The organism is Cupriavidus pinatubonensis (assembly GCF_019602855.1).
GTDB classification, from domain to species: Bacteria; Pseudomonadota; Gammaproteobacteria; order Burkholderiales; family Burkholderiaceae; genus Cupriavidus; species Cupriavidus pinatubonensis.
In genome coordinates, this window is the sequence record NZ_CP080767.1 from 3,270,527 (window position 1) to 3,297,139 (window position 26,613).

The following is a 26,613-nucleotide window of genomic DNA, read 5'->3' on the forward strand; positions in this document are numbered from 1 at the left end:
GGGCACATTCACGGCAGCCGCGGATTGCGGCCAGTGACCGCTGCTGCGCTTGTTCCGGCACTCCGCCTGACCTAGACTGAATGCGGCGTTCTGCGCCGTGCACTTTCCGCGGCCGCCCGCGCAGCCAGCGACCGGCCGCGCCCTGCAAGGAGACAGGCGATGCTGCAAACATCCATTTCCGAGCGGGCGCTGTCCCGCGGGCTGCTCGATGTCCTGATCCGCGCGGGGCTAATCGCCACGCTCGTCATCTTCTGCTTCGAGATCTTCCACCCGTTCTTCGACCTGGTGGTCTGGGCGCTGATCCTCGCGGTCACTATCTACCCGCTGCAAGTCAGGCTGCGCGGCCGGCTGGGACTCAGCGAGGGCCACATCGCCACGTTGATTGTCCTGCTTTCTATCGCCATCATCCTGGTGCCTGCCTACCTGCTGGGCGTCGCCGTGTTCGAGTCGGTGGAACGCGCCATCGACGTCGTCAAGGACGGCAGTCTCAGCATCCCCCAGCCGGCGGAGTCCGTCGCCAGCTGGCCGCTGGTGGGCCAGCAGCTCTATGCCTTCTGGCAACAGGCGGCTACCGACCTGAGCGGCCTGCTGATGAAAGTCGCGCCGCAGCTGAAGGGGTTCAGCGTCGGCTTGCTGGCCAAGCTGGCAGGCCTTGGCACGGGATTGCTGGTGTTCGTGTTCGCGCTAATCATCGCAGGCATCATCATGGCCTACGGCGAGATGGGGTCGCGCAGCGCCGAGCGGATCGCCTCGCGCATCGTCGGGCCTGACCGCGGCCTACGCATCGTGGAATTGTGCACCGCCACCATTCGTGCCGTGGCGCAGGGCGTGGTCGGCATCGCCTTCATCCAGATGATGCTGATCGGCGTGGCCTTCATCGTCAAGGACATTCCGGGCGCCGGGCTGCTGGCGCTTGCCGTCCTGCTGCTTGGCATCATGCAGCTGCCGGCGACGCTGATCACAGTACCGGTGATTGTTTATGTCTTCGCCACCGAGGGAACCACCTTCGCGACGATCGTCTTCTCGATCTATGTGTTCGTCGCCGGCCTCGCCGACAACGTGCTCAAGCCGCTGCTGCTCGGGCGCGGCGTGGACGTGCCGATGCCAGTGGTGCTGATCGGCGCGCTCGGGGGGATGGTCACCGGCGGCATCATCGGCCTGTTCATCGGCCCGGTGATGCTGGCGGTCGGCTACCGTCTGTTCTGGCTTTGGGTTGACGAACCCGCCGCCACGGTCGAAGTCGTGACGCCCGAGCCGACCGAGGCGCTGTCGCCGGCAGCGCCCCCGCGCGTCAGCTGAAACCCTTCGCGGTCTCAGCGTTCCGAGCCCTGGCGGGCCAACAGGTCCGCCATGTCGTCGGCGTGTTCTTCCTCTACCGCGAGGATCTCTTCCATCATGCGCCGCGACGTCGGGTCGCGGTCGCCAAGGAACTTGACGATCTCGCGATAGCTGTCGATCGCGATGCGCTCGGCGACAAGATCTTCGCGAATCATGTCGGTCAGCGTCTTGCCTTCGACATACTCGGCGTGTGAACGGCTGGTCAGCCCGTCGGGCGCAAAGTCTGGCTCGCCACCGAGCTGCACGATGCGCTCGGCAATCTTGTCGGCATGCCCCTGCTCTTCATTCGAGTGCGCAAGGAATTCCTCCGCCACGCTCTTCGAGTTCGGTCCCTGCGCCATGAAGTAGTGACGGCGATAGCGCAGCGTGCAGACGATCTCGGTGGCGAGCGCGTCATTCAACAGCTTGAGTACGGTATCGCGCTCCGCGGAATAGCCGGCCGTCACCGCGCCGTCGTCGATATGCTTGCGCGCACGCTCGCGCAGGGTTTTTACGTCGGTGAGGAATGGGGTTGTCGTTGTCGTCGTTGTCGTCGTCATCACGGGCTCCTGAGCGGACGGCGTGCGGGGCTGCGCAGTCCGGGGGTGGGATGGCTTTGTGACGCGAGAAGCGTGCCAGACACGACGGCTTCCGCAGACGGCGGCGGCACGGGCTTTACGCCCAGATGCAACATGCGTCAGTGAAAAAAATGCACAGGCGGGAGGGGCGAGTGGTCCAGGAATTGCAAAGCCGTCATTCCCCATTCTCCACTCCCCACTTCCCAATTGCCTCCGGCACCTGTGCGCTGAATCGCCGCCATGACACAGGGCCACCTGTTGGAGCACAAACGATGCCGGCGCTTCCGCAGCGGGCTGGATCTTCCGGTCCCGTCCGACCCCGAAGCGCTACCTGGCCCGCCGCTTCAACTCCACATTCACCAGCCCTTTCCCAATCGCGCCAGACGACGCGGCCTTGAGCAGCTTGCGAAAGGTCGGGCATTCGGCATGGCTAGGCGCAGGACAAGCCGCCGCATGCCGCAGACCGTGGCTCATCGCGCGGAGCCGCTTGATCAGCGCGTCGATCTCGTCAGCCTTCTCCACCAGCATCTGCCTGTCGATGTTCGGCTGCCCGTCTGGCGAGAACATCGACCGAATCTCTTCCAGCGAGAGCCCCGCAGCCTGCCCGAGCGAGATCAACGCGAGCTGATCCACCACGTTATCGGCAAAGCTGCGCCGTGCGCCCTGCGGCCCCAGCGACACGATCAGCCCCATCTTCTCGTAGTAGCGCAGTGTCGAGGCGGGCACGCCCGTGCGCTTTGCGACTTCCGCGATATCCATCCGAACACCCTTGACTTGAAGTTGACTTCAACTTCTATAGTGGCCACATCGCTTCCGCAAGTCAAACAAAAGGGCCCCTCATGACTCGCCTGCCAGATATCGCAACCGCCACTGCCATCGTTGCCACAGGAATCGGCGCCACCGCCTTCATGGACGTCTGGCTGACGTTCCTCAAACGGATGGGCGTTCCGACGCTGAACTTCGCGTTCATCGGGCGATGGGTCGGACATCTCTTTCACGGCACGTTTGCGCATGCCTCCATCGGGAAGGCAAGACCGATTCGCGGCGAACGCTCGCTGGGCTGGGTGACCCACTACGCAATCGGCATCGCGTTCGCGGCGTTGCTTGTCGCGATCCAGGGAATCGGCTGGATGCGTCATCCAACGGTGCTGCCCGCAGTGCTTATCGGCATGGTCACCGTCGCCGCACCGTTGTTCGTCATGCAACCGGCGATGGGCTCCGGCTTCGCCGCCTCGCGCACGCCGACGCCGCTCAGGAATTGCCTGCGCAGCGTCGCCAATCACACCGTGTTCGGATTCGGCCTGTACCTCTCAGCGCTCGTTGTCGCATGTATCGGGCAATGAACGGTGCTTGCTTCGATCGACGCATAACGCCACCTGGAAACCACATCATGAAGAAGCTAGCCATCATCTATCACAGCGCCCACGGCCACACCAGGCACATTGCGTCCTGTGTGCGCCAGGGCGCCGCGAGTGTCGCCGATACCGAGGCGCAATTGCTGAATGCGGAGGACCTTGCCGGAGCGCCCGACACACTGCTTGGCTATGACGCCTACATTCTAGGCTCGCCCACCTATCTCGGCGGCGTCTCCGGTCCCTTCAAGTCTTTCATGGACGCCACCGGCCGCTTGTGGCGAACGCAGCAGCTCAAGGGCAAGCTAGCGGCCGGCTTCACGGTGTCGTCGCTGCCCGCGGGCGACAAGCAATCCACGCTGATGTCGATGTTCGTGTTCTGCATGCAGCACGGCATGCTGTGGGTCGGCAATCCGATCCTGCCGGAGCAGCATGCCGGTGTCCCTTACGACGACGCCGCCAACCGGCTCGGATCATGGTCGGGCCTGATGGCACAGTCCGATCACTCCGCGCCGGCGGACGGATTCGGTGCGGGAGATGTGAAGACCGCCCGGATGTTCGGCAGGAACTTCGCGGAAACGCTGCACCGCATCCTTTGACCATGTCCAGTAAATGGAACCGCGAGGTACTCAGATGATCCCCAGCAAATACGCGCCGCAGTTGTTCAGTCTCGTGCTGTCAGGACTCATGTCCCTGATTGTTGCGGGCATCTCCACCTATCGCGCTGTCGGGTTGGTGCCGGACTTCGCCGGTATCTGGGCCGGTACGTGGCTCACGGCATGGATCGTCGCATTCCCGGCCGTGCTGGTGGTCACGCCGGTTGCACGGCGGGCGGTGCAGATACTGGTGGTGAAGGAGTCATGACGAGATCGCAGCAGCCACGCGGCGACGCTCCGGCGCGCCGCACCGGCTCGGAGTCTGCCCACGTCAAGCCCGCATGACGGAATAACCCATTTCCAGATTCGACAAGAACATAGCGGACAGGCCGCTTGTCAGACAGCGTACGCCACCTGACGCTTGCGTCCCCGCATGGAACCCTCTGTCGAACTCACACTGCGCATCGGCTGTCTGCTGGCCGTGATCGCCGCCTGCAATGTTGCCGCAATCAAGCTGCGGTTGCCCGATGCGCTCACGCTCACCGCTGCCGGTCTCGCGCTTGGCACGGGCTTGCTGATCACCAGCACCGTGGCCCCGACATTTACTGCGCAGACCATCCAGCCCTTTCTGTCTCCGTCGCTGCGGCCCGAAGGCTATCTCTGGATCTTTCTGCCTCCGATTCTCTTCCAGGCCGCGCTGGAGGCCGATGCAGGCGCGATGGCACGGGACCTGCTCCCCATCCTGGTCCTGGCGATCGGCGCGGTGTTCGCCGCGACGCTGCTGGTGGGCGTCACGGCGCATGCGATTTCCGGCGCGAACCTCGCGGTTTGCCTGCTGGTCGGAGCCATTGTCAGCACCACGGATCCGTCGGCCGTGATCGACCTGTTCCGCAGTAGTGGCGTGCCGGGGCGCATGGTGCGGCTGGTGGAGGGCGAGAGCCTGCTGAATGATGCAGCGGCGATTACGCTGGCGTCGCACCTGATGGCGCGCATCGTTGGCCAGCCGGCGCACGCCATGACAGGCTCGGTCCTGGGCGACCTGTTTGGCTCGCTGTTTGCCGGCGGGCTACTCGGCGCGCTCGCGGGTGCGTTGCTGGCGCGCGCGTGCCGGGCCATTCCCGCTGCGCCGCTGTCGCGCTTCACGCTATCTCTGGCGCTGCCGAATCTGCTCTATCCGATTGCCGACCTGTGGCTGCATGTGTCGGGCGTGGTGACGGTGGTGTCGGCCGGGCTGACCGCCGGCACGTTGTTGCGGCGCTCCAGCACACCCGAGGAACACGCGATATTCCGCCACTTGTGGCGCAGCATGGGTGGCATGGCGGGCGGCATGGTCTTCCTGCTCGCGGCGATGCACGTGCCTGACTTGCTGCGCGGGCTGCGTGGATCCGACCTGTGGCTGATCCTCGGTGTGCTGGTCGCGGCCCTGTTCAGCCGCTGGGCCGTGCTTGGCTCCAGCCTGCCGCTGCTGAGCCGCCTCGGCATGTGCGCGCCGCTGCCGCGCGCGCACCGACTGGCCATCACGTGGGGCGGGGTGCGCGGCCCCGTGACACTCGTCCTGGCCCTATGCGCCGCGCAGGCAACAAGTTTGCCGCCGGAGGCAAGGCATCTGGCCTCCGTGGTGGCCGTCGGCTTTGTCCTGGTCAACCTGACGTGCAACGGGCTGACGCTGCGGCCGCTGGTGCGCCGGCTGGGAATTGGCGGCGACGTCAATGCAGGGAATCATGCCTGACGCCTGAGCGCGCACGACCGCCGTTCAGCGTCCCTGCCACTTCGGTGGCCGGCGATTCACGAACGCACCGACGCCCTCATGGAAGTCATTGCTGCCGTAGCAGCGGCGCACCAGATCATCGGTGTCGGGCACCGACTCGACGGTCTGCCTGCGCAGCGCCTCCTTGACGACGCTCTGCGTGACGGGCGCCAGCGCGCCAAGGCGGTCGCATAGCGCGGCCACCTCTGCATCCAGCGTCTCGGCCGGATACACGCCTTCCAGAAAGCCACACACCAGCGCCGCCTCGGCATCGAGTATCTGCGCCAGCAGCAGCATGCGCCGCACCGGCTGGAGGCCCCACGCCGCGCGCAGCTTGGCAAGGTTCTGCGCCGACAATGTATTGCCGAGCGTCTTTGCGATCGGCACGCCAAAGCGGGCTCTGGGCGTCGCCACCCGGAAATCACAGGCCGTGGCGATGGCCAGTCCACCGCCAACCGCCCAGCCTTCAATCACCGCGACTGTCGGCATCGGCAACTGCTCGACCAGTTGGATGCCTTCGTCGATGCGCGCCTCGTAGGCAACCCCGTCATCGCCGTCCGAGAACTGCTGGAATTGGGCGATGTCCGTGCCCGCAACAAAGGCCTCGCCGCCTGCGCCTCGCAGTACAACCACGCGAGCGCCAGCGTTGCCATCGGCAGAAAGCGCGCGGCAGTGCGTGGCGAGTTGCTCGTACATCGCCCACGTCATCGCATTGCGTGCCGCGGGGCGGTCGAATGTCAGGGTCGCGACTGGCCCCTGCATTGTCAGCGTGACGCGCCCCTCGGCAGGGACCTCGCCTTCCGGCGACAGTGGGGGGCTCATGCGCCAAACGCGCCGGCTGCCGCCAGCGACTGCTGTTGATCCTTCGAAAGGCCAAGCTCCGCCAGGACTTCCTCCGTATGCTGACCCAGCAACGGCGGCGGACGCCGGACCTGCTGCGGCGTGCCGCCCATCTTCACGGCGAAGCCGATATTGGGCACCTTGCCTTCGATCGGGTGATCGATCTCGATACGCATCTGGCGGTGCTTGCCGTGCTCGCTGTCGAACGCCTGCGGATACGTCAGGATCGGCCCGGCCGGGATACCGACTTCGAGCAGGTGCTCGATCCAGTAGTCGCAGCCCTGCTGCGCGAAGCTTTCCTCCAGCGCGGAAATCAGCGCCTTGCGGTTGTTCAGCCGCAGCGCCACGGTCGCAAAGCGCTCGTCCGCGAGGAGGTCGGGCCGGTCGATGGTCTTGCACAGCAACTGCCACAGCTTCTGGTTGGTGGCGCCCATCACGAAGTAGCCATCGGCGGCTTTCATGGCCTGGTACGGCGCGCTCATGCGGTTGGCCGTGCCCAGCGGCTCGGGTTCGCGGCCCGTGCCCCAGTATTCGCACGTGTCCCACACCGAAAAGGCCAGTGCGGAATCGAACAGCGAAGCATCGACGTACTGCCCTTTTCCTGTCGCCTTGGCCCCGATGTACGCGGACAGCATGCCGTAAGTGGCAAACAGCGCGCAGCCAATGTCGGCCACCGGCACACCGGCCTTCACGGGCGCGCCGCCCGGGTAGCCGGTCACGCTCATGACGCCCGACATGGCCTGCGCCATCAGGTCGAAGCCGGGCCGCGTGGCCCACGGGCCGCTCTGCCCGAAGCCGGAGATGCTGCAGTAGACGAGCTTCGGATTGATCTTGCTAAGCGTCTCGTAATCGATGCCGAGGCGTTTCATCACGCCCGGCCGGTAATTCTCGACGAGGATGTCGGCGGTTTCCGCCAGCCGGTACAGCACCTCGCGCCCCGATTCCGTCTTCAGGTCCAGCGTAACGCTGCGCTTGTTGCGGTTCATGTTGAGGAAGCCCATGCTGTCCGGGCCCTTCATCTTGAAGCCCATCGAGCCGCGCGTCTGGTCGCCGCCCTCTGGCGGTTCGATCTTGATCACGTCGGCGCCAAGGTCGGCCAGCAGCATGCACGCGTAGGGGCCGGCCATGACCTGGCTGACGTCGAGCACGCGCACGCCGGCCAGCGGCAAGGGGCGAGCGGAGTCCTGAACGCGGGTATCGCTGAAATCTGTCATCGGGTACTTCCTGGATAGAGGAATGGAGTAGCGTGCGTCGGTGCGGCGGCGACCGGCCATCAGGCCTCGGCCTTCACGCCAGCGTCCTTCACGACCTTGGCCCATTTGCTCGACTCGGACGCAATGAAGGCGGCGAACTGCTGGCTCGATCCGCCGGAGTCCTCGGCGCCGAAACTCTTGAGACGCTCGACCACGTCAGGCATGGCCAGCACGCGGTTGACGTCCTCGTTCATGCGCTGCACCAGCGCGGGCGACATGCCCTTAGGGCCCACGAGCCCGTACCACGATGCCGCGTCAAGGCCAGGAAAGCCCGACTCCGCCAGCGTCGGCACATTGGGATGGCTGGCCGCGCGCTTCAGGCGCGTCTGCGCGATGGCAATCACCTTGCCCTGCTGGATGAACGGCGTGGCGGCGGTCATCGTGTCGAAGGCATAGTCGATCTGGCCGCCCATCAGGTCGGCCACCAGCGGGCCCGAACCCTTGTACGGCACGTGCACCACATCGAGCTTGGCCTGCATCCGGAACATCTCGAGCGCCAGATGCTGCGCCGAGCCGATGCCGGACGAACCGAAAGAAATCTTGCCCGGCTTCTGCCGGCACAGCGCCACGATGTCCGACACGGTGCGCACCTTCTGCTCGGGGCGGCAAGTCAGCATATTGGGCGTGACGCCAACCATCGAGATCGGCGAGAAGTCAGTGCGCGGGTCGTACTTGACGTCGAGCAATGCGGGAGCGATGGCGTGGCTGTTCACGTGCGCCATCAACAGCGTGGTGCCGTCAGGCGGCTGCTTGGCCACATAGGCAGCGGCGATCGCGCCGGTCGCACCGGGCTTGTTCTCGACCAGCACGCTGGTGTTCCACATGGCGCCGAGCTTCTGCCCGATCACGCGCGCCAGCACGTCCGTGCCGCCGCCCGGGGCAAAGCCGACTACGATCCGCACCGGCCCGTGCACGTCAGAGGCCGCCGCGCGCACCAGCCCGGGCACCGCCAATCCGGCCGCAGCCGCGAGAATGAATTGCCTGCGCTGCATTGCGTGTCTCCGTCCTGATAGTTTTATGGAGTCCATGATGCGCAATGCCTTCACCGCGGGCTATCGCTATTTGGGTGATTCAGGTTTCGCGTTCTGCGCAAGCACCGCCACCACGCTCTGCGCGGCCGAGGACAACGCGCCATGCGGTCGATGGCACAGCACAAACTGCCGCTCCGCCCAATCCCCGGCGATGGGCAGCCGCGCAAAGCGGCTGCCACCGGCGACCTCGCGCGCGATGGCCTCCGGCATCACCCCGCCTCCGAGGTTCTGCGCCACCAGCGCGGCGATGCTATCGAAGCCCCCGACCCGCATGCGCATGCGCAGCACGCGACCGGCCTCCTCTGCCAGCCGCTCCAGCCCGATCGAGATCGCCGAGCTTTCGCCGAGCACGATCAGATCGCAGTCCAGCACATCCTCCGTCGTCACCTGCTTGCGGCGCGCCAGCCCGTGTCCGCGCGCAACGACCAGCACCAGCCGATCGGCGCGATACGGCTCCGTCGGCATGTCGACCACGCCGAGGCTGCCCTCATAGATGCCGATATCCACGGTTCCCCGTCGCAGCGATTGCTGGACTTCCTGGCTGTTCATCTCCTGGAGATCGATGCGGACGCCAGGACAGGCGGCGGCGCAGCGCTGGATATCGAACGGGAGAAACTGGATCACCGCGGACTTCGGCGCCGCCACGCGCACCACACCCAGGTCGCCGCCGACGAACGAAGACGCATCGTCCTGCATGCGCTGGACGGTGTGGGTGATACCACGCGCGTGGGCCAGCAAGGCGCGGCCGGCCTCGGTCAAAGCCATGCCGTGCGGAAGCCGTTCGAAAAGCGAAACCCCGAGCTGAGATTCCAGTTCGAGGATGCGGCGGGAAGCGGCGGCAGCGGCCAGGTGCAGGCGCTGGGCGCCGCGGGTGATGCTGCCCTGGTCTGCTACGGCGATGAAGAGCTGGATGGTGGTGAGGTCGAAGTGCAGGCGGGAAGAGCGTGAGGGGGCGGTGGACGTCACGATGGTCTGCGCTCGAGCGGGCGCCGTTGGGAAGCGAACTGCCTGTTCCGGGAGAGAAAACGTGCAGCGCCTGGAGCTGCCGTAGTGTTGTGGCCCGATTTTGCGTCGATCAAGCCGGATCGGCAATTGCGGATTTCCCGTGTCGTCCTTTTGTCACCGCTGCAAGTCGTCCGATCGAACCCTCGCCACATACCGCCGAACCGCCGTGACAACCGCATTGGCCATGCTCGCCTGATTCCCCGGATCACTGACATACCCCTCATCACCGGGATCCACGATCACGCCCGCCTCCAGCAACACAGCCGGCATGGCGGTGTGCCGCAGCACAGCGAGATCATCGAATCGATAGATCCCGATATCGGGCGCCAGCAATTCCCGCGACTCCCCGGCAATCGGCTCCGCATGATGCAGCGTCGGCGCCCTGCCCAGCTTGCGCATTTCCTCGCCCAGCATTTGCGCGAAAGCGTAGCTTCCCGCGAAGCTCGGATTGCGCTGCGATACGAAAACTGAATACCCAGCGATCGGCCGCGTGGTCCGGTACGCGTCACGGTCCTCCACCCTCACCTTTTCGAGATACTGCATCTGCGCCGAGTCGTGGTGAATGGACAGGAACAGGTCCGCCTGCCGTGCATTGGCGATCCGGGCGCGTTCCTCGAGCGACAAGTTGTCGTCCGGACCACGGGTCAACGTCACGTCGAACCCTGCCTGCGTGAGCGCCTGTGCCACCTGCGACGCCAGCCGATCGTTGTAGCGCACCTCATAGACGCCGCGAACGCCTAGCGCTCCACCCTGCGCCGGCGTGTGGCCGGGATCGATGACGATCCGGAACGCCCGCGCACCGGAGGACAGCGGCGATGCGGTGGCCAGCATCGGCACACAAGCCGCCAGCCATGCCAATGCGGCGCGGCGGCCCGTTGAGATCGTCCGCGCCATGGCGTCAGTTCCAGGACTTCTTGCTGATCATGTCGTTGCGGCAGGTGCCCGCCTTGCACTCGCGCACGCGGTCGCGCAGGTACTCCGCGCGGTCGCGGTTCACGCGATAGTTGCAGTCCACGTCAATCGCCCCGCTCGACTCGCACGATGCGTCGCGGTACTTGATCCATTCCAGCTGGGTGTCCTTGAGCTTCTGCTTCGCGCCATCGGCGATCAGGCCACGCAGTTCGGTGTAGCTGGCGTTCAGCTCCTTGTCGGATTCGAGGAACAGCTTGGCGAAGCAGTACGTCTTGTCGTAGCTCGTGCGGTATTTGTCGCACTCGTTGGCGGCGTGGGCGGCGACAGGGGCCAGAAGGGCGAGAGTCAGGGCGGAGAGGATGGCTTTCATGGAGTCCGGATTGACGTAGGGAAAGAATAGGCTGTCGGCGATCAAACAATCGCCATCTGCGGGACAACAGCGCTGCAGTGTATCTGCGCAGACCAGCGGCTGCATCTGGTTATGGCACGTCTTCTCACGACGAGCAACAAGTCCCCGCGATAACTTCCTGTGTCAGCGGGCCATCAGGATCCTTGTCAAATCGGACTGACCTTCGCAGCGATGATAGTGGCGAGGTTTCGCCTGGCCTGGGCCCCGTTCCCAGGCACCCCACCAAAGAGCTATGCAACTCCGCGCGACTTCGTCGTTAGGAATGAAGTCGTAAGCCGGCCTGCAGCGGCCGCGCGCTCGCGGTCTCCTGACACGCCTCAACCTTCATGTCTACGCGTTCCCGTTTCCAGCTTTCCAGCTTCCTGCGCTTCAGCACCGATATCCGCACCAGCTCGCGCGCGCGGCTGCAGGATGCCGACCAGCGCATCGATGCTGCACGCGAACGGATCGAGCGCATCAAGCAACAACCCGGACAGGTTGAGCCCGTTGCATGTCATGCGCCGACAACGGCCCCACGCCCCGCACTCGCATGCTCCGCGCGGGTAATCGGGATGGCGGCTTGCGTCGTCCTGGTGTTGGCCGCCGCCGCGTTCGCCGCCGAACAGGTGTTGAAGCTGCAGCTTTCACTGCCGGTGTCGACGGCTGTCGGCCTGGCCTTCGTTGTTGCCACCCTGCTGTCGATGAGCGTGACCTATCGGGTCGAGCGAGCGAACGCGCGCCTCGTCGACACGTACGCGTTGCAGGCGAAAGGGTTCGCGGCGTCTGCCGGTCGGCTTGCGGCGCACGCGGACCGGCCAGCCGACGCCAGGCAGCAGCACAGTCAGACGATCGAAGCGCCGCGAGCGACGCCTAGCGATCCCGCGAAAGCGTCTCCATCCGCATCGCATCAAACCGCGCGCACTCTGCCTTGAGCCATGCCGAGAAAATGGTCACACGCCGATCATCCGGATTCCGGGAAAGCAGCATGTAGCGCGCCGGCGCGCGTACGTGCTGGCGGAACACATTCACCAGTCGCCCGCTCCTGATCTCGTCATAGACCAGCGCCGTACGTCCCATCGCCACGCCCTGGTGGTTCAGCGCCGCGCCGATGGCCAGGCTCGACAGATTGAATTGCGGCCCTTCCAGATGCGCCATCCATGTCGGATGAAACGCCTCAAGCCATGTGCGCCATTCCACGAACTCGGCCGCACCGACCCATGGCGATGCGTCGTGCAGCAACACGACGCCGTCGAGCGACGTCCCCTCGGCTAGCTCGCGATGCTCGGCGAGATACTTGGGCGTAGCCACCGGAATCAGATACTCGTCCAGCAAGACATCCGCGTGCAGCCGGCTGTAGCGGACCGGGTCGTAACGCACCGCCACGTCAATGTCTTCCGTGTCCATCGATTGCCTGTCCAAAGCCTGGAACTCGGCTTTCAAGCGTACGGAAACGTCCGGCTGTTCGCGGTGGAAATCGGTCAGGCGCGGCATCAGCCATTGCAGCGCGAACGACGGCAGGCAATTGACCTGCAGCGGCGCGTTCGGCATGCCGAGTCGCTGGATGGTCTGCTGGATGTCATGCAGTGCGCGCGTCGTGGTCTGGAACAGCGCCTCGCCCTGTGGCGTCAGTTTCAGGCTGCGCGGCTGGCGCACGAAAAGCACGTAGCCGAGACGGTCTTCCAGATGGCGAATCTGCTGGCTCACCGCGCTTTGGGTGAAGTTCAGCGATTCGGCGGCCTTGGTGAAGCTCAGCAGGCGCCCTGCGGCTTCGAAACACCGCAGCGCGCCTAGGATGGAGGAATCGAGCTGCATGGCTATTAGCCAGACTAATGCATGCGTTAGAAACGATCGCTATTCTTGCACGGCTGCGGGGCTTACGATCTCTTTCGGTAAGGAATTTTCTGGAGAATGACCTGATGGTCACCCTGTCCCTCACGCCCGAGCTATTAGCAAAACTTCAATCGAGACAACCGCTGCTTTGGCTGAATCCGAGGTTGGGACAACCGCTGCCGGCTTCCGCCCCATCGTTGGAACTGATCGCAGCGGCAGAAGCGCGTCTTGCACGCTGCACCCCGCTTATGGCGGCGCTGTTTCCCGAACTGGCGTCCAGCCATGGGCAAGTGGAATCGCAACTGATGCGGGCCGCCGAACTCCAATACGCGCTCGGCGGGAACGTTGACACCGAGGGGGCCTGGTTCATCAAGCGTGATGACGAGCTGCCGATTGCCGGTTCCATCAAGGCACGCGGCGGCTTTCATGAAGTGCTGGCGATTGCTGAATCCATCGCGATCGAACGCGACATGCTCGACCCGGATGGTGATCGCCGCGTGCTGGCAACAGAGGCGGCGCGCAAGCTGTTCTCGCAATACTCGGTGACGGTCGGCAGCACCGGCAACCTCGGCCTGAGCATCGGCGTGATGGCGGCGGCGCTCGGATTCGATGCGGTGGTACATATGTCCGCGGACGCCAAGGCGTGGAAGAAGTACCGCCTGCGCAAGCGCGGCGTGCGCGTGGTGGAGCATGAAGGCGACTACGCGCAAGCCGTGGCAGCGGGCCGCGAACAGGCATCGGCAGCGCCACGCTGCCATTTTGTCGATGACGAGCGCTCCGCCCTGCTTTTCTTCGGATATGCCGCCGCGGCACGTCATCTGGCGCGCCAACTGGCCGAAGCCGGCCGCGTAGTGGATGCCGCGCATCCGCTCTTCGTCTATCTCCCGTGCGGGGTCGGCGGCGCGCCCGGTGGCATCACGTATGGGCTCAAGGCACTGTTAGGCGACCACGTGCATTGCTTCTTTGCCGAGCCCGTGGCCTCGCCGTGCGTACTGGTGCAGTTGGCCTCCGGCTCGGATGATCCCGTATCCGTCTACGACATCGGCCTCGACAACCGGACCGATGCCGATGGCCTCGCTGTCGGCCAGGCATCCCATCTGGTCAGCCCGCTGATGGCTTCCCAACTCGCCGGCGTGTTCACGGTCCCCGACGATCAGCTCTATGTTCAGTTGCTCGCGCTCAAGACGTCGATGGGTGTGGAAGTCGAACCCTCAGCGGCGGCCGGCATCGGCGGCCCGGGCTGGTTGCGCGACGCCCCCGAAGGCCGAGCGTATGTGCGCGATCACGGGCTCGACATGCGCGACGCGACGCATGTGATCTGGGCTACCGGCGGCTCGCTCGTTCCGCGAGAAGAGCTTCACCGGTTTCAGGCTTACGCGACCGCACTGGCCCATGTGCCTGGGGCGATGCATAAGGCAGCCTGACGCTCTCGATCCCAGTGTTTTCCGTGATCGCCTCACCAGCGTCATGTGCGCACTATCCTGAAATGGAGGGAACGCCGGACAGGAAATCGGGACGGGTTGCTGGAATAAATTTGACCTGTCAGGCGTTTACCAAAAGGGACGGATAGTCCGGCGCGGGCCCCGAGCGACCCGGCCGTGAAGCAGCAAGGCTGGGGGACACATCATGAACGGGCGCAGGCTTTGCAAGATCGCCCTGGCATTCGTGGCGGGAGCGGCGATAGCCGCCAGCGGTCCGACACTGGCGGCGGGTCGTGGGAGCGGCCGTGGTGGTGGTGGTGGTGGCGGCGCAGGCATGCACGGCGGCAGCTTCCAGGGTCACGGTGGCTTCCACCAGGGCGGCTTTCATCATCACGGCTTTCACCATGGGCACGTAGCATTCGTGGCAGGCTTCGGCTGGCCGGGCTGGTGGGGATATCCATACGATGGCTGGCCATACCCCAGTTCCTACCCCGCTTACTACGCGCCGACGCAATACATCGAGCAAGGCGATGGGTCGGACGTCGCGTCGGCGAACGCGTGGTGGTACCGCTGCGATCAGCCCAGTGGCTATTACCCGTACGTCCAGGACTGCCCGGGCGGCTGGCAAACGGTGCCCGCCCAGCCGTCGCCGTAATCCCAACGTTCACATGAAGCCGCGTTCCGTTCCTCTCCTGATGGTGGCAGTGCTCGTTCTGGGCGCTTGTACGGCGATGCCGTCGGGCCCCAGTGTGATGGTGCTGCCCGGCAGCAATAAGACGTTTGATCAGTTTCTCGGAGACGACCGCAACTGCCGCCAGTTCGCGCTAGGCCAGGTGGGCGGCGCCAGTTCGCCTCAGGCCTCCAACATGGCAGCGGCGGGCACTCCAGCGGTCGGCACCAGTAGCTCGGGCGATCCGGGATACGGTGCACAGTACCGGTATGACGTTGCCTACATCCAGTGCATGTACGCAAGCGGACACCGCGTCCCGGTCTACGGCCCGATGCTGGGTGCGCCGCCCGCGACGCCCCCTGCCAACTACAAGCCCGACTTCCCGCCGCCAGCGCCGCAAGGGAATGCCCCCTGAGTGGTCTGGCGGTTCATCTGTCCCGAGCCATCGCATGTCTGCGTGCTGGCGCCGGCACCGTCTGGCCCGGCTGATGAGGCTCCTTCGGTACTTCCATCACGCGAAGCCTTCAGCGCTACGAGACTGACCACCTCCCGAACCTGTACCGGGATGGGGTCTTTGTACAGTTCTGTATCACGCCGCACCAACGATACGCGCACCGACAAATCCGGCCGCAAGTTTCTACAGGCGCGATACATCGGTTTTCTTTAATACGTTCCACGGGCCCGCAGCGAGTTGCAAACGATGCAGTCTCCACCGGGCCCATACCCTCTCAAACGTTAAAGGAAGCCGATCATGACTACCCACATCGCCAAGCGCTTTGTCCTCGCCATCGCCCTGGTTGCCGCTGCAGCCGGCGCACAGGCGGCCAGCCTCTCGTACGCAGGCGCACGTGACCCTTTCACCGACGGTGGCCGCGCCGTCAGCGATGCACGTGACCCGTACACCGAAGGCGCGCGCTCGGTGCAGGACCCGCGCAGCCCGTTTGTCGATGGGGCACGTAATGTCGATCCGTTCCTGGATGGCGCGCGCTCGCTGGCTGGTTTGGACCGGACTGGGGTCTCGGCGGAGCCGGCTCGCAGCGTGGATCCGTACTACGACGGCGCGCGTTCCCTGGCGGGCCGGGACCAGACGTGGCCCTCGAACGCTCCGGCGCGCAATGTTGATCCGTATCTGGATGGTGCGCTGGCGTGATGCTGTGCTTCCTTCAGACGCTGGCGAATGCTCGAAGACTTCCGCTACGACATGAGCGCGATGTGTCGGCTGATGATCCACGGCGTCGACGTACGTCCGCCATTGCGTCGTTTCCGCGTGAAGGGCTCGCAGTGGCCCCTGTCGGACGAAGTGCGGTTTGACGGCGATGCCGAAGTCGCAGGCTAGGCGAAGATCAGGTTATCAACGCCTTGCCCCGACCTAACGGGGCCTCTGGACTGTCCGTTTCTTCGCCGCGCGCGTGCGCGCAGCCTTTTGGGCCGCCTCGGATCGGCCCGCCGCACCCTTGGTCTTGGCAGCCTTCTCGGCGGCCGCGGAGCGATCTGCCGCAGTACGCTTGCTGGCCGCGTTCTTGGCCTGGGCTGACAGCGCCTCATGCGAGGCACCGGCCGTGCTCTCTCGCTTCAGGGCCTTGGTAGCGGCACTGCGACGCTTGGCCGTGCTTTCCGAACTAGGCCGCCTTGGCGCCTTGTCGCCGGTACTCTTGGCGGCGGGCTTGCCGGCACTCTTCTTTGCCGCTACGGCCTTGGACCCCGTCTTGGGCGGCGGCACGTCCACGCCTGCGCGGCGCGCTTCCGACAAACCGATGGCGATGGCTTGCTTGGCGGAACGCACGCCATGCTTGCCATGGCGAACGGTTTCGATCTCGTCGCGGACGAAATGGCTGGCCTGGGTGCTCGGTGCCTTGCCCGAACGCTTGTCCGCCTTTGCCTGGGCAATGCTGGATGCTTTTGGCATGATCGGTCTCCGTGGTGTTTGCGGAAGGTTTGAGCATGCCGCATATGCCGTGCCAGGCTTATAAGTTGTGGAGAACGTCACTTACAAGGGAAGCGGCTCTGCGGTTGCTTGCGAAAGGTGCACTGTGGACGTCGAATCTACAAAGCGGCTGGCCGCTATTGGATTAAGGCGGCTATTCTTCTGGGTGACCGTGTAGCCGCCGTCGGCCTCATGGACACTTGTGGCCCATGTATCTCGACTTGGAAATCGCAGCGGGGCTTGGGCGTGGATTCAGAGGCATCGCTCACAGTAAGGGGGAAAGATTCCACCCCGGACTACCCAGTAGCCCCTACGCGAATTCTCCCCAGAGGCCCCTAAATGGTGGCTCTGGAGCAACCAAACGCCATACCTCGCCAGAGGTCTTACACCGGTACCAACGCTCTTCCACCCCGAAAATGAGATCGCTGCTCGGTTCGCTTACAGGAACCTGCTCAAACTCCCCAGCATCTACTTGAGCGGCAATCCACGCGCAAAAGAGTGCATATTCACGCGGCGACTCAAATCCATGGATAGACTCCCAGCCACACGAATTCATAGCCTTTTTATCTACGAAGAATCAACTTTAAAATTCAGGGGAAAACTTCCCCGCCCACAGGGCTCAGCTCATATATTGAATGGCCGCCGTCAAGTCCAATATTTGTCATGGAAGAGATGATTCTTATGTCGGAATGGCACCATTCTTACTCTCTTCGGATCAACCACCAACGACACCTGGTCTCTGGCTCCAAGATAACGATCGCATCCGCTCTCGCACCACGGATGTCAAAATAGGCCGTACCCCAGCACCTGACGCGTCACAATATAGCTCAACCTTCGTCGTCCGTTCGCTGACCAGATTAAGGACTTCGTGCCCAGTGCACCAGGCAGGCTCAGCGCCGCGCAGCCCAGTAACGTTACAGGTGGATCCTTATCTCATACTCGGGTCCCAACTCCGTCCTCAACTGGGCGGCAAGACGAAGACCTTCGTGCTTGAACTCAGCATCCGCCTCGGAATTTTCGAATCTCGAGTCCGGCGGATAGTCCATGTTTAAGGTTTCGTCGTACTGGCGCGCCTCCCCGATTGGAAGCGATGACGAGCCAGGTAGCCGAGGCCATAGAATCCCTATTCTGAGTTTCTGGAGATTTTATTCTGCCAAAGTATCCGCGCTTCTCTAAGGCTGCAAGAATTCGCCCCGCCCGCATAGTCTGGGGCGGCTGATTGCACTGGGTCATCCTCCCACCCGCAAATCGTGCATATCTCGTAGACGCCTACTTCATCGAGCGTAAAGCTGCCGCAGCAAGGGCATGAATTTAACTCGCGGCCTTCAATTATCTTGATCATTGCTTGTTCCAGTAGCCAATTCCATCCTGCGGCCGAAACATTGTTCTGGGAGCACCGTCTGCAGTCTTAGTTGCAAAAGTATTCGTTGCTGGGTCATACAGCAGTGTATCCCCGTTTGGACGTGTTTTCACTAACGTGCCCGCTGGCGGATTCGTTACGAAATTCTGCGCCCCCTGGACGTACTGCACTGAGTTCTGATATTCGGGGAATTCAGATTGGTGCTTGTCCCAATGACCATATGCGTTCTCCACTGAGGACTGGTTTTTCTTTGACGACCAGAAAGAACCTGCTCCGCCAACCACCGCACCGAGTGCAGCATCGACCGTTCCTGACACATCGATAGGCGACAACCCGGATAGTGCAACCGCCGTTGTCGGAGAAGCACCCGACGCTAACAGCGCTTGCTGAGTCTTGGCCTGCGCCAAGGCATTGGCAGTGTCATTCCATCGCCGTACAGCGGTAGCAGCAGCTGACGAATTCTGCGATGGCAGGCTGCTCAGCAAGAGCTCACAAGTGGCGACGCCTCGATGGTAGCCAGAAACGATGAACCCGGCCGAAGCCGGGTCCGTCAAGGCTAATCACGCCATAACTTGCCCTATTCGTAAACTCTAGCTGCCAACAATATGTCAGCCAACGTCCGCCAAGTCGGCATGTCTGGAATAGGCTGGCCAGCATTCTTGTAATACCCATCCATATCTCTAATCCAGGCTTCCATCGCAGCAAGGAACCCTTCTAGGCTAACGTTCTCCCATTCCTGTGGATTTCTCACTAGGTCATCAAGGAGCGCAGCGACAAGGTCTGCAAGCCGCTCCTTCGAATCAATTTCACCGATCTGATCCTGCAGATTCATCTCCGTCTCCTATTGCTTTGGAACACCCCTGATACACACAATGCACCCTTGGTTCGGCGTTGTAAATTTCCACACTTGACTCATTACTTCCTGAGCCGTTGCGGGCGTTATGTTGACCATAGTACCGGCTTGCGAGGTCACAAACAGCCTTCGATTGTCCAGCGTATAGAACAGCCCATCCTTTTCAAACACGCGTATCGGTGGCAAGCTGGTAGGTGAAAGGCTCCCTGATTGCAAGGCTCCAATTGCATCTTGTAGAGATGTCCCATTGGAGAACGTCGAACCAATACTACTTTGCGTGAAGCGAATCGAGTTTGGATCTGCCAGCCCACTCAGGGTACTCGGTACGCCGCTATCTTTGACGAGTTGCCCTTCCAAAGCCCTAGCAGCATCGTCACCAACAGACCTCATTGGGCCCAAGAGACCAACACCCTTGAGGGTGCCAGTGGCCAGCCCCTTGAGGAGCCCAGTACCAATCAAGTCATCCGGCGAGAAAACCGGCAGCTCAAGCCCTTGGGCCTTCGCTTGCGCGATCTGCCAACTCTTGTCCAAGACCTGGCAGTCTGCAGAGCCGCTGGCGGACCCACAACCCAGGGACGTCTTCTGGTCCTGAACCCAGTTGGCTAGGGACTGGCAACTGCTTCCCTCACACCTGGTCAGGCCATCGGCCAGAATGTCGTTGCTTTTCTGATCTTTCTCCGCGTAAATGTTGGCTGCGGCACACGACGACCAGACGCCGTTCGCACATTCTCGCTTGGCCTTCTCAAACGCTTGCCGATCTTTCGGGCTGGCCGCCTCATTCTGCGCCGCACCCGCCGCAGCGATTCCATTCTGGCCCAGTGTGTTGGCCAGGGTTCCGCCGGCCAGCATTGCTGTACCAATCACGACCGCCTGGTTGATCGAGTTGGCCCGGTCGGCATTGGTCTCGATGCCCAGCGCACTACCCACCAGCGGCGAGACGACCGCACCCGCAGCACCACCGATGGCGCCTGACTTGCAATCAGCGCCACTGGCAGCAACAGCAGCACAGCCCAGTGCCGCGTGCTCGGCGATGTTCTGCCAGGAGCCCGCCTCGGTGGAGGCGCCGATCGCATTCGCCGCAAGCGCTGCGGACTGAGCAACTAGACTGCCAGCCAGCGCCTTCCCGAAGCTGCCGCCGTAGACGGCCGTATTCACCCCAGCGTTGATCAGGGCGGCACCCACCATCCCCATAGCTTGCTGGGCGAGTGTGCCGGTTGCGCCGTCCTGTGCGGCCTGCAATACGCCGCCAATACTGTTCGTGCCGGCCAGATTCGCCAGGCTGTTGGTGCCCTTCAGTACGGTATCAAAGCCATTCACCCCAAAGCTGCTGCCATCGAAGGTGATGCCGTTGGTCAGGCCTGCTGTCGCGGCACCCACCAGCCCTGCGATGGCTACCTTCCCGAAGTCCAGACCTTGGCCGGATACCAACTGACTGGCCACACTGCCTGCCATGCTGGAGAGTGCCGCAACCATCATGGCCTGTGCCAGCGTCATGTTTGCGAGTGCAACGCCCATGGCCGCCGCAGCAGCGCCAGCAGTCACAATGGACGCTGCCACAGCAGCAACGATCGCAACGACCTGGCCAATCGGCCCAAGTCCCTTGTCTTGCTTGATGAAGTGCGTGTGGATGTCATCGCTGACCGACCCCTCGGTGTAGTCCACTCCGAGGTTGCTCTTCAGCTGCGCGATCAGCGCGCTGGTCGCCGCCTCGTCCACGCTGCCGTCAGCACGCAGGATGCGGAGCGCATCGTTGACCGCATTGATGCTATCGGCCTCGATGTTCATGTGCATCGCGCTCATGAACCCGCCCGGCTGCACCTGCGTGCCGGTGTACTCCATCCAGCCGCCGCTCACGCCGTACGCCGACTTGCCGATGTCCACCACATTGGGCGACAGGTCCAGGCTGCCCGCCTTGACGCTCAGCGTGTCACCGGCCGACACCACGCCGCTGTTGCGCAAGTTGCCTGCGATGTCCAGGCTGATGTTTTCGCCCGTGATCGTGCCGCCCGTCGGCTTGGTCAGCGCCTGCGCATAGCCTTCCGGGAGGTAGACCTGCGGCACCAGTGCATTCACGCCCGGGCACACCACGCTGCTCGCGGTGTTGCAACTCGGGTCGGGCACCGCCTGCTCCACGTACCAGAGCATCGGCTTATCCAGCTTCGCCACCTGCTCCGGCGTCAGCGCCGTGCCCAGGGTCAGGTTGTGCTCCTTGGCGTAGTCCGCCGCGTTCTTGTACAGGGCCAGCTTCTCCTGGTCGGTCACCGAGAGTTGGTTCTGGCTGTCGTAGGCCAGGCCGTTGATGAAGCTGGCCTGCCCCGTTTGTTGCAGCGCGCGTAGCTATCGGTCTTTGGCCCCAACGCGGGTTTTGGGCTGCGCAACGGAAAGCCAAGCACGCCCACCCGGCGAGGCGCAGGTCTATCCGAGCATCGCTGGGTCAGCTGCAGGGTGTTGCTCCAAATCCCGACCACCTACAGAAACACTTCGACTACTGATTCTTTGGCTTGGGGCATAGCAAGGAAGCGCTTCCACCCTTCTAGAATCAGCTTCCATTCGCGCAAGGAGAAATGGCCTTCCTCTGTTCCCACCCAGTCTTCATTAGCCTCGATATCGACCTGCACCCCTTCACGAGTCAACGTAAGCGTGACGTCGTTACCACCAGTCTCCACCTCTTGCTCCAGTCCACCTTCGACCGCACTAAGGAAGCTGAGCAAGCGATCACAGTCTTCGATGGTCTGTGCGATGGCGCCAAGGACACCGCAGACGTATCTGTTGTAGCGCGGAACGTCAACTCCCCCAATTGCAATCGGGTGCCAGTGAAATACATGCCCTGCAGCGGGGTGAGTTCCGCCGTCCAAATAGGAAAACACCAACTTCATTACGTCTCCTTAAGGCACCTTAGACGACTGGCACACCAATGGCATCCCGGATCAGCGGCGCCGCCAGCGCACTGGCCGCCCCGCCAAATGGCACGGCACGCGCAATCCCCTCTGTCAGGCTCTGCGCCACACCCCAGCAGCGCATGGCTACTCTAGCGCGAGAGTCACCATCCGTCGCAGAGCAATCGTTCGACAGTCTCCTCTTCCGATTTGGCGAATACAACATCGAAGTGATGTGCCTCCTCCGGGCGCCAGTCAAGAACGGAGTCGCGCAACAAACGCAAATAGATCTTCAGATCCGACTCGGGCAACATCGGAAGCTCGGGATGAATGAGCACGATGTCATGTTCACTCATCCAACTGAAATCACGGAGGCAGTCAAACAGCGCATCCCAATTCGAGCCAAAATAGGCCGGGAATGCGAGCACGGACGCAAGCGCTTCCAGTAGAACACTCTTCGTTGCGATGCCAGTTGGGAGCACGGCAACGAACGCGTCCTTCTGGTGGTAATTGTGAAGTTCCTCCTCGTAGCGAAAAGGATGCGCGATTTTCATGGTATTCACCTTTTCACGGGAGTGAACGTCTTGTAGTGATCGGGTGTGTAAAACACCTCGCCATTTTTCCCAGTCACGATCCGCTGAGGACCAACACCCTTCACATTGGGTGTGGGAACAACATATTCGGTGTAGTAACCCGCTGGCTGCTGCGGCAACAGACCTTCATTATTGTTGAAGGTGGTGCCGTCATTGCGTGACGGATATTTTACGCCGCTCGAGATTCGGTCCGGCGTCGGTTGAAGGTCAACAGTGCCTTCGTAGACGTTTCCAGTAGCACGGTGAGGGGCCGATTCGTAGACGAAGCGACAGGGTGAAGCAATGTGGCTCCGACGGGACAAAGGATGCCAGATCACATTGATCGCAAGTTATGCCCTGCACCACAGCATGCATGGTCGAACTCCTATTTCCTTACGTTCAAATGTCCATTGCTAATCTTGACGCGTTGACCGGTTATTGAATTCACGCTGTAAGAATCAAAATTCACCGGCACGCCTGTCTTGACGAATGGTGATGCTTTCTCCGTAGGGAGACGGTGAACTCGTGTTCACGCGATTGCCCCGACGCGGTTTCCATTCCCAGATTTGGCCCTAGACAACGGCGCCGCCAATGCACTGGCCACCCCACCAATCGCCCCAACTGCGCAACTCAGTCGCTCATCAACTCAAGCGCGATTTCCAGTTTTTCTCTCACCTGACGCGAATGAGGCTTTCGCCGGAACATTGCAACATCAATGGTGTCTAGCGAGACATCCTCCTCGCCATCTAACTGTCCTCTACGAATCTCTACTTTCACAATCGTTGACAGGCTGGTAAGTACCCAGAAAATGTCTTCCGCCTGCTCCGGTAGCCACTCCAGAATGAATGCATGATCAAGCGTCGGCAAGAAACGACGCAGTGCGAGACCCAAGGCATTCGCTCCGGTTTTCGAACACAATTGTTCGGAAGTAACAAGAAGCTCCCTTTGAATCGATTCCCTTTTTTCAACTTTCTTTGCTCTCATTTCAGCTTCCCGGGAAATGCCGTTACTAGGTTACCGTACTTGTCTGTAATCACAGTCATTGTGGACGTCGGCTGGTAGTTATTAAACTTGTCGGCTCCCACCACCTGCCCGGCATTTACTTCACGGACGTAGTTGATGTCATTACCGCTTGGGATGGTACGCGTAACAGGTGTCGACACGGTGGTTCTGCTCTGCAGCAGTTTCGTAAGATCACTCTCACTAATCGTAAACTGGCTTGCATTCACAGTCGGATCAAGATGTCGATCGCCAATGTGAGCCATGCCAGCATTGGTCACGTTGATCCTCGACTGTACTCGACCAGGTACACCGCTAGAGCTACCGCCACCATCAGAATCGACGCCCGTCACGCCCTTGATCGCCCCGAACAAGGCCACGTTGCCGACGATCGCCTTCGCGACGAAGGCGTCCACCGGGTTCGAGGAGTCGGCCGTGCCTTGCTGATACCGCTGCAGCGCTCCGTCAAGCTGCGTCGTTGTGTAGCTATTGCCCTGTGATTGGCTGAGTCGTCCCAGATAATCACGTGCCGCTACATTGGCATCCTGATGCGCGATCGCCTGACCATAGGCCTGCTGGTAGAGACCTCGTTCTTGCTGCCGTGCGGCGACGCAGTCAGCGCTACTGCCGCACTTGGCCGCGATCTTGTCATCGCTCAGCGCCCCAATCTGCTGCTCCAAGAACGCAGCATTGGAGCGGCACGACACCGGGTCGACGCAGTCTCCCAGCGCCTTCACGTTCGCCTGGAAGCGCGGATCCTTGACGTTCTGCCACTTGCTTGTGGTGTTGTTCAGCGCCTCGTTCTGCGCCGCCAGTGCCGCCGCGGTGGCATCCTGGCCCAATACAATCCCAGTCGTCCCACCGACCAACGTCGCCAGTCCCACCGTAATGGCTTGTCGAACCCTGTCGTCGCTGTAATTCAGTACCGGGCTATCCGCGTAGATCGCATCACGGATCAGCGGCGCCGCCAGCGCACTAGCCGCCCCACCAATGGCACCGCCGGCGCAGTCGCCACCCGTCAGACTCTGTGCCGCACACCCCAGCAACGCATGACTGAGAGCATTCGCCATGACAGTGCCCGGCGTCGCACGGTCCGCACCGATACCCGGAATCGTCGCACCAATCGCATTGGCGCCAACCGCCGCCACATCTCGCACGATCCCGTTCGCAAAGGCCTGCCCAAAGCTCCCGCCATAGGCCACCGTATTGATACCGGCACTAATCGCCGAACGCACCACACTCGCGGCCACCGCATTCGTCAGGTTGGACTGGACCGCGGCCCAGTCGCCGACACTGATGTTGGTGCCAATGCTCGACACCCCGGCATTGGCAAGCCCCATCGCTCCTAGGGCGCCCTGCGTCAGGCCGGCCGTGGCGGCCGACACCAGACCGGATTTCAGCGCCGCGCCGAGATCGACCGAACCGGTCATGATGACCTGCCCCACCATGCTCGACAGCGTGCCGGCAATCAGCCCGGACACGGCCATCGATATCGCGGTGCCAACAGCAGTTGCAGCAAATGCCGAGCCCGCCACGGCGCCAACCACGGCCAGACCAGCCCCTGCGGTCACGATGGAGATTGCCACGGCCGCCGCGATGGCGATGACCTGGCCAATCGGCCCAAGCCCCTTGTCCTGCTTGATGAAGTGCGTGTTGATGTCGTCGCTGACCGACCCCTCGGTGTAGTCCACTCCGAGGTTGCTCTTCAGCTGCGCGATCAGCGCGTTGGTCGCCGCCTCGTCCACGCTGCCGTCAGCACGCACGATGCGCAGCGCATCGTTGACCGCATTGATGCTGTCGGCCTCGATGTTCATGTGCATCGCGCTCATGAACCCGCCCGGCTGCACCTGCGTGCCGGTGTACTCCATCCAGCCGCCGCTCACGCCGTACGCCGACTTGCCGATGTCCACCACATTGGGCGACAGGTCCAGGCTGCCCGCCTTGACGCTCAGCGTGTCACCGGCCGACACCACGCCGCTGTTGCGCAAGTTGCCTGCGATGTCCAGGCTGATGTTTTCGCCCGTGATCGTGCCGCCCGTCGGCTTGGTCAGCGCCTGCGCATAGCCTTCCGGGAGGTAGACCTGCGGCACCAGTGCATTCACGCCCGGGCACACCACGCTGCTCGCGGTGTTGCAACTCGGGTCGGGCACCGCCTGCTCCACGTACCAGAGCATCGGCTTATCCAGCTTCGCCACCTGCTCCGGCGTCAGCGCCGTGCCCAGGGTCAGGTTGTGCTCCTTGGCGTAGTCCGCCGCGTTCTTGTACAGGGCCAGCTTCTCCTGGTCGGTCACCGAGAGTTGGTTCTGGCTGTCGTAGGTCAGGCCATTGACGAAGCTGCCCTGGCCGGTCTGCTGCAGCGCCGCCTGCTGGAGTTTCTGCCCTTCGGTGTACGGGTCGTAGTAGAAACTCACGTTGCCCGGGCGCAACTCGGGCGGCAACTGGTTGAGCAGTGCATCTGGCGTGATGCCGGCAAGCACCGAGGTCGCGGCCGACGGATTCACATACCGGGCGCGGTCGCCATTGGGAGCCGGCCCCGACAACGGGTTGCCGCCCAGGTTGGCCGTGAAGTGCCAGTCGATGGTCGACGCGCCACTGGCCGTCGGGGCGCCGGGCGTCGTCACGATGACCGGGCTGAACTGCCACGGCTGGGTCGGATCGGTGGCCGGCGTGCCCGGCGGCAGCGAGCCGGCCGGCATGGGCGGCGGACCGAGCGAGATCACCTGCTTGGGCGTCGTCGAAGGTGGCGTCGGCTGGTTCGGGTTGGTGTAGCCATTGATCAGCGTTGCACCCGTCACGTCCACCTGATTGCCCATCAGGTTGCCCGTATTGACGATCTGGCCGCTTGAGGCGACCGTCAGCGCGTTGCCGGCCTGGATCAGCGACTCCTGGCTGCCCAGTACCGCCGTGCCGCCGGTGCTGTGGGTCTTGTCCGATCGGAACGCCCCGGTCTTCTCGACCCACAGTCCGGCCCAATTGGCGTTCTGCAGCAGGCTGGTGTTGTCGACGCCGCCGGTCATGTTGACCGTCACGTTGCGTCCGCCCGAGATCATCCCACCGTTGTTGGCCAGCGTCGTGCCGGACAGGCTCAC

At 62.8% G+C, this 26,613-nt stretch carries 30 protein-coding genes and 1 pseudogene; 11 read left to right on the plus strand and 20 right to left on the minus strand.

Features of this window, described 5'->3' with window-relative positions; translation table 11 throughout:
• Positions 1–159: 159 nt before the first annotated feature.
• Entirely contained in the window at positions 160–1,299 is a 1,140-nt protein-coding gene (locus K2O51_RS27845) for an AI-2E family transporter (protein WP_220631044.1), read from the plus strand.
• A gap of 14 nt (positions 1,300–1,313) precedes the next feature.
• Here the strand turns inward: K2O51_RS27845 and K2O51_RS27850 are convergent, their stop codons facing one another.
• Both K2O51_RS27850 and K2O51_RS27855 read right to left on the minus strand, forming a co-directional pair.
• Positions 1,314–1,877, minus strand: a complete 564-nt coding sequence (locus K2O51_RS27850) for a ferritin-like domain-containing protein (protein ID WP_011299046.1) — start codon at positions 1,875–1,877, stop codon at positions 1,314–1,316.
• 345 nt (positions 1,878–2,222) lie between these two features.
• Complete coding sequence (locus tag K2O51_RS27855) at positions 2,223–2,654, minus strand: helix-turn-helix domain-containing protein (protein WP_011299047.1); 432 nt, start codon at positions 2,652–2,654, stop codon at positions 2,223–2,225.
• 80 nt (positions 2,655–2,734) lie between these two features.
• On the opposite strand from K2O51_RS27855, the gene K2O51_RS27860 reads away from it, so the two are divergent.
• The 4 genes from K2O51_RS27860 to K2O51_RS27875 all read left to right on the plus strand — a co-directional run bounded on the left by K2O51_RS27860 (position 2,735) and on the right by K2O51_RS27875 (position 5,572).
• Positions 2,735–3,238 carry a DUF2938 domain-containing protein gene (locus K2O51_RS27860; protein ID WP_011299048.1) on the plus strand — a complete coding sequence of 168 codons (504 nt, stop codon included), beginning with the start codon at positions 2,735–2,737 and terminating at the stop codon, positions 3,236–3,238.
• A gap of 47 nt (positions 3,239–3,285) precedes the next feature.
• Positions 3,286–3,846: a flavodoxin family protein gene (locus tag K2O51_RS27865; protein ID WP_011299049.1), complete on the plus strand. Its 561-nt coding sequence runs from the start codon at positions 3,286–3,288 to the stop codon at positions 3,844–3,846.
• Between the two features lie 34 nt (positions 3,847–3,880).
• Positions 3,881–4,111, plus strand: a complete 231-nt coding sequence (locus K2O51_RS27870) for a DUF2798 domain-containing protein (RefSeq protein WP_011299050.1) — start codon at positions 3,881–3,883, stop codon at positions 4,109–4,111.
• A gap of 165 nt (positions 4,112–4,276) precedes the next feature.
• Complete coding sequence (locus K2O51_RS27875; RefSeq protein ID WP_220631045.1) at positions 4,277–5,572, plus strand: cation:proton antiporter; 1,296 nt, start codon at positions 4,277–4,279, stop codon at positions 5,570–5,572.
• 24 nt (positions 5,573–5,596) lie between these two features.
• On the opposite strand, the gene K2O51_RS27880 is transcribed toward K2O51_RS27875, so the two are convergent.
• The 6 genes from K2O51_RS27880 to K2O51_RS27905 all read right to left on the minus strand — a co-directional run bounded on the left by K2O51_RS27880 (position 5,597) and on the right by K2O51_RS27905 (position 11,001).
• Positions 5,597–6,412: an enoyl-CoA hydratase/isomerase family protein gene (locus tag K2O51_RS27880; protein ID WP_220631046.1), complete on the minus strand. Its 816-nt coding sequence runs from the start codon at positions 6,410–6,412 to the stop codon at positions 5,597–5,599.
• Positions 6,409–7,644, minus strand: coding sequence for a CaiB/BaiF CoA transferase family protein (locus K2O51_RS27885; RefSeq protein WP_220631047.1), 1,236 nt, complete (start codon positions 7,642–7,644; stop codon positions 6,409–6,411). The genes K2O51_RS27880 and K2O51_RS27885 overlap by 4 nt, the downstream gene beginning before the upstream one ends.
• Positions 7,645–7,703: 59 nt before the next feature.
• Positions 7,704–8,675 (minus strand): Bug family tripartite tricarboxylate transporter substrate binding protein, encoded by a 972-nt coding sequence (locus tag K2O51_RS27890; protein WP_220631048.1) that lies wholly within the window; start codon positions 8,673–8,675, stop codon positions 7,704–7,706.
• A gap of 66 nt (positions 8,676–8,741) precedes the next feature.
• On the minus strand, positions 8,742–9,680 hold the full coding sequence (locus tag K2O51_RS27895) for a LysR family transcriptional regulator (protein WP_011299055.1): 939 nt from the start codon (positions 9,678–9,680) through the stop codon (positions 8,742–8,744).
• A gap of 153 nt (positions 9,681–9,833) precedes the next feature.
• Positions 9,834–10,550 (minus strand): N-acetylmuramoyl-L-alanine amidase family protein, encoded by a 717-nt coding sequence (locus K2O51_RS27900; RefSeq protein WP_220631049.1) that lies wholly within the window; start codon positions 10,548–10,550, stop codon positions 9,834–9,836.
• A 67-nt stretch (positions 10,551–10,617) separates the two neighbouring features.
• Positions 10,618–11,001: a lysozyme inhibitor LprI family protein gene (locus K2O51_RS27905; protein ID WP_041680058.1), complete on the minus strand. Its 384-nt coding sequence runs from the start codon at positions 10,999–11,001 to the stop codon at positions 10,618–10,620.
• Positions 11,002–11,366: 365 nt separating this feature from the next.
• Here K2O51_RS27905 and K2O51_RS27910 point away from each other — a divergent pair, with 365 nt between their 5' ends.
• Positions 11,367–11,951 (plus strand): hypothetical protein, encoded by a 585-nt coding sequence (locus K2O51_RS27910; RefSeq protein WP_220631050.1) that lies wholly within the window; start codon positions 11,367–11,369, stop codon positions 11,949–11,951.
• Here the strand turns inward: K2O51_RS27910 and K2O51_RS27915 are convergent.
• Positions 11,890–12,837: a LysR substrate-binding domain-containing protein gene (locus tag K2O51_RS27915; protein ID WP_220631688.1), complete on the minus strand. Its 948-nt coding sequence runs from the start codon at positions 12,835–12,837 to the stop codon at positions 11,890–11,892. The genes K2O51_RS27910 and K2O51_RS27915 overlap by 62 nt on opposite strands.
• A gap of 98 nt (positions 12,838–12,935) precedes the next feature.
• Between K2O51_RS27915 and K2O51_RS27920 the strand changes: the two genes are divergently transcribed.
• The 5 genes and pseudogenes from K2O51_RS27920 to K2O51_RS27940 all read left to right on the plus strand — a co-directional run bounded on the left by K2O51_RS27920 (position 12,936) and on the right by K2O51_RS27940 (position 16,276).
• Complete coding sequence (locus K2O51_RS27920; protein WP_220631051.1) at positions 12,936–14,273, plus strand: D-serine ammonia-lyase; 1,338 nt, start codon at positions 12,936–12,938, stop codon at positions 14,271–14,273.
• Between the two features lie 202 nt (positions 14,274–14,475).
• A complete protein-coding gene (locus K2O51_RS27925; protein WP_011299061.1) occupies positions 14,476–14,925 on the plus strand; it encodes a hypothetical protein in 450 nt (149 codons plus the stop codon).
• 13 nt (positions 14,926–14,938) lie between these two features.
• Positions 14,939–15,355, plus strand: a complete 417-nt coding sequence (locus tag K2O51_RS27930) for a glycine zipper family protein (protein ID WP_220631052.1) — start codon at positions 14,939–14,941, stop codon at positions 15,353–15,355.
• A 336-nt stretch (positions 15,356–15,691) separates the two neighbouring features.
• Positions 15,692–16,003, plus strand: a pseudogene (locus tag K2O51_RS27935) (hydroxyquinol 1,2-dioxygenase); the annotation flags it as partial.
• Between the two features lie 114 nt (positions 16,004–16,117).
• On the plus strand, positions 16,118–16,276 hold the full coding sequence (locus tag K2O51_RS27940) for a hypothetical protein (protein WP_166487020.1): 159 nt from the start codon (positions 16,118–16,120) through the stop codon (positions 16,274–16,276).
• Positions 16,277–16,309: 33 nt separating this feature from the next.
• Here K2O51_RS27940 and K2O51_RS27945 read toward each other — a convergent pair whose 3' ends face one another.
• From K2O51_RS27945 to K2O51_RS27995, 11 genes are all read right to left on the minus strand, one after another.
• Positions 16,310–16,846 carry a DUF6496 domain-containing protein gene (locus tag K2O51_RS27945; RefSeq protein ID WP_011299064.1) on the minus strand — a complete coding sequence of 179 codons (537 nt, stop codon included), beginning with the start codon at positions 16,844–16,846 and terminating at the stop codon, positions 16,310–16,312.
• A gap of 1,141 nt (positions 16,847–17,987) precedes the next feature.
• The gene (locus tag K2O51_RS27950; RefSeq protein WP_220631053.1) at positions 17,988–18,206 is read right to left on the minus strand and encodes a CPCC family cysteine-rich protein; all 219 of its coding nucleotides are present in this window, start codon (positions 18,204–18,206) and stop codon (positions 17,988–17,990) included.
• The gene (locus K2O51_RS27955) at positions 18,203–18,709 is read right to left on the minus strand and encodes a hypothetical protein (RefSeq protein ID WP_181184511.1); all 507 of its coding nucleotides are present in this window, start codon (positions 18,707–18,709) and stop codon (positions 18,203–18,205) included. Before K2O51_RS27955 ends, K2O51_RS27950 begins: the two co-directional genes overlap by 4 nt.
• Positions 18,710–18,801: 92 nt before the next feature.
• Positions 18,802–19,056 (minus strand): DUF7660 family protein, encoded by a 255-nt coding sequence (locus K2O51_RS27960; RefSeq protein WP_011299067.1) that lies wholly within the window; start codon positions 19,054–19,056, stop codon positions 18,802–18,804.
• Between the two features lie 9 nt (positions 19,057–19,065).
• The gene (locus tag K2O51_RS27965) at positions 19,066–21,339 is read right to left on the minus strand and encodes a DUF637 domain-containing protein (RefSeq protein WP_220631054.1); all 2,274 of its coding nucleotides are present in this window, start codon (positions 21,337–21,339) and stop codon (positions 19,066–19,068) included.
• 206 nt (positions 21,340–21,545) lie between these two features.
• Positions 21,546–21,953, minus strand: a complete 408-nt coding sequence (locus tag K2O51_RS27970) for a hypothetical protein (RefSeq protein WP_011299069.1) — start codon at positions 21,951–21,953, stop codon at positions 21,546–21,548.
• Between the two features lie 19 nt (positions 21,954–21,972).
• A complete protein-coding gene (locus K2O51_RS35600; protein ID WP_258234705.1) occupies positions 21,973–22,098 on the minus strand; it encodes a hypothetical protein in 126 nt (41 codons plus the stop codon).
• 19 nt (positions 22,099–22,117) lie between these two features.
• Positions 22,118–22,507, minus strand: a complete 390-nt coding sequence (locus K2O51_RS27975; RefSeq protein WP_011299070.1) for a barstar family protein — start codon at positions 22,505–22,507, stop codon at positions 22,118–22,120.
• 5 nt (positions 22,508–22,512) lie between these two features.
• Positions 22,513–22,863 (minus strand): guanyl-specific ribonuclease, encoded by a 351-nt coding sequence (locus K2O51_RS35825; protein WP_207206575.1) that lies wholly within the window; start codon positions 22,861–22,863, stop codon positions 22,513–22,515.
• Between the two features lie 292 nt (positions 22,864–23,155).
• Positions 23,156–23,509: a hypothetical protein gene (locus tag K2O51_RS27985; RefSeq protein ID WP_011299072.1), complete on the minus strand. Its 354-nt coding sequence runs from the start codon at positions 23,507–23,509 to the stop codon at positions 23,156–23,158.
• A complete protein-coding gene (locus K2O51_RS27995; RefSeq protein ID WP_245001887.1) occupies positions 23,506–26,613 on the minus strand; it encodes a DUF637 domain-containing protein in 3,108 nt (1,035 codons plus the stop codon). The genes K2O51_RS27985 and K2O51_RS27995 overlap by 4 nt, the downstream gene beginning before the upstream one ends.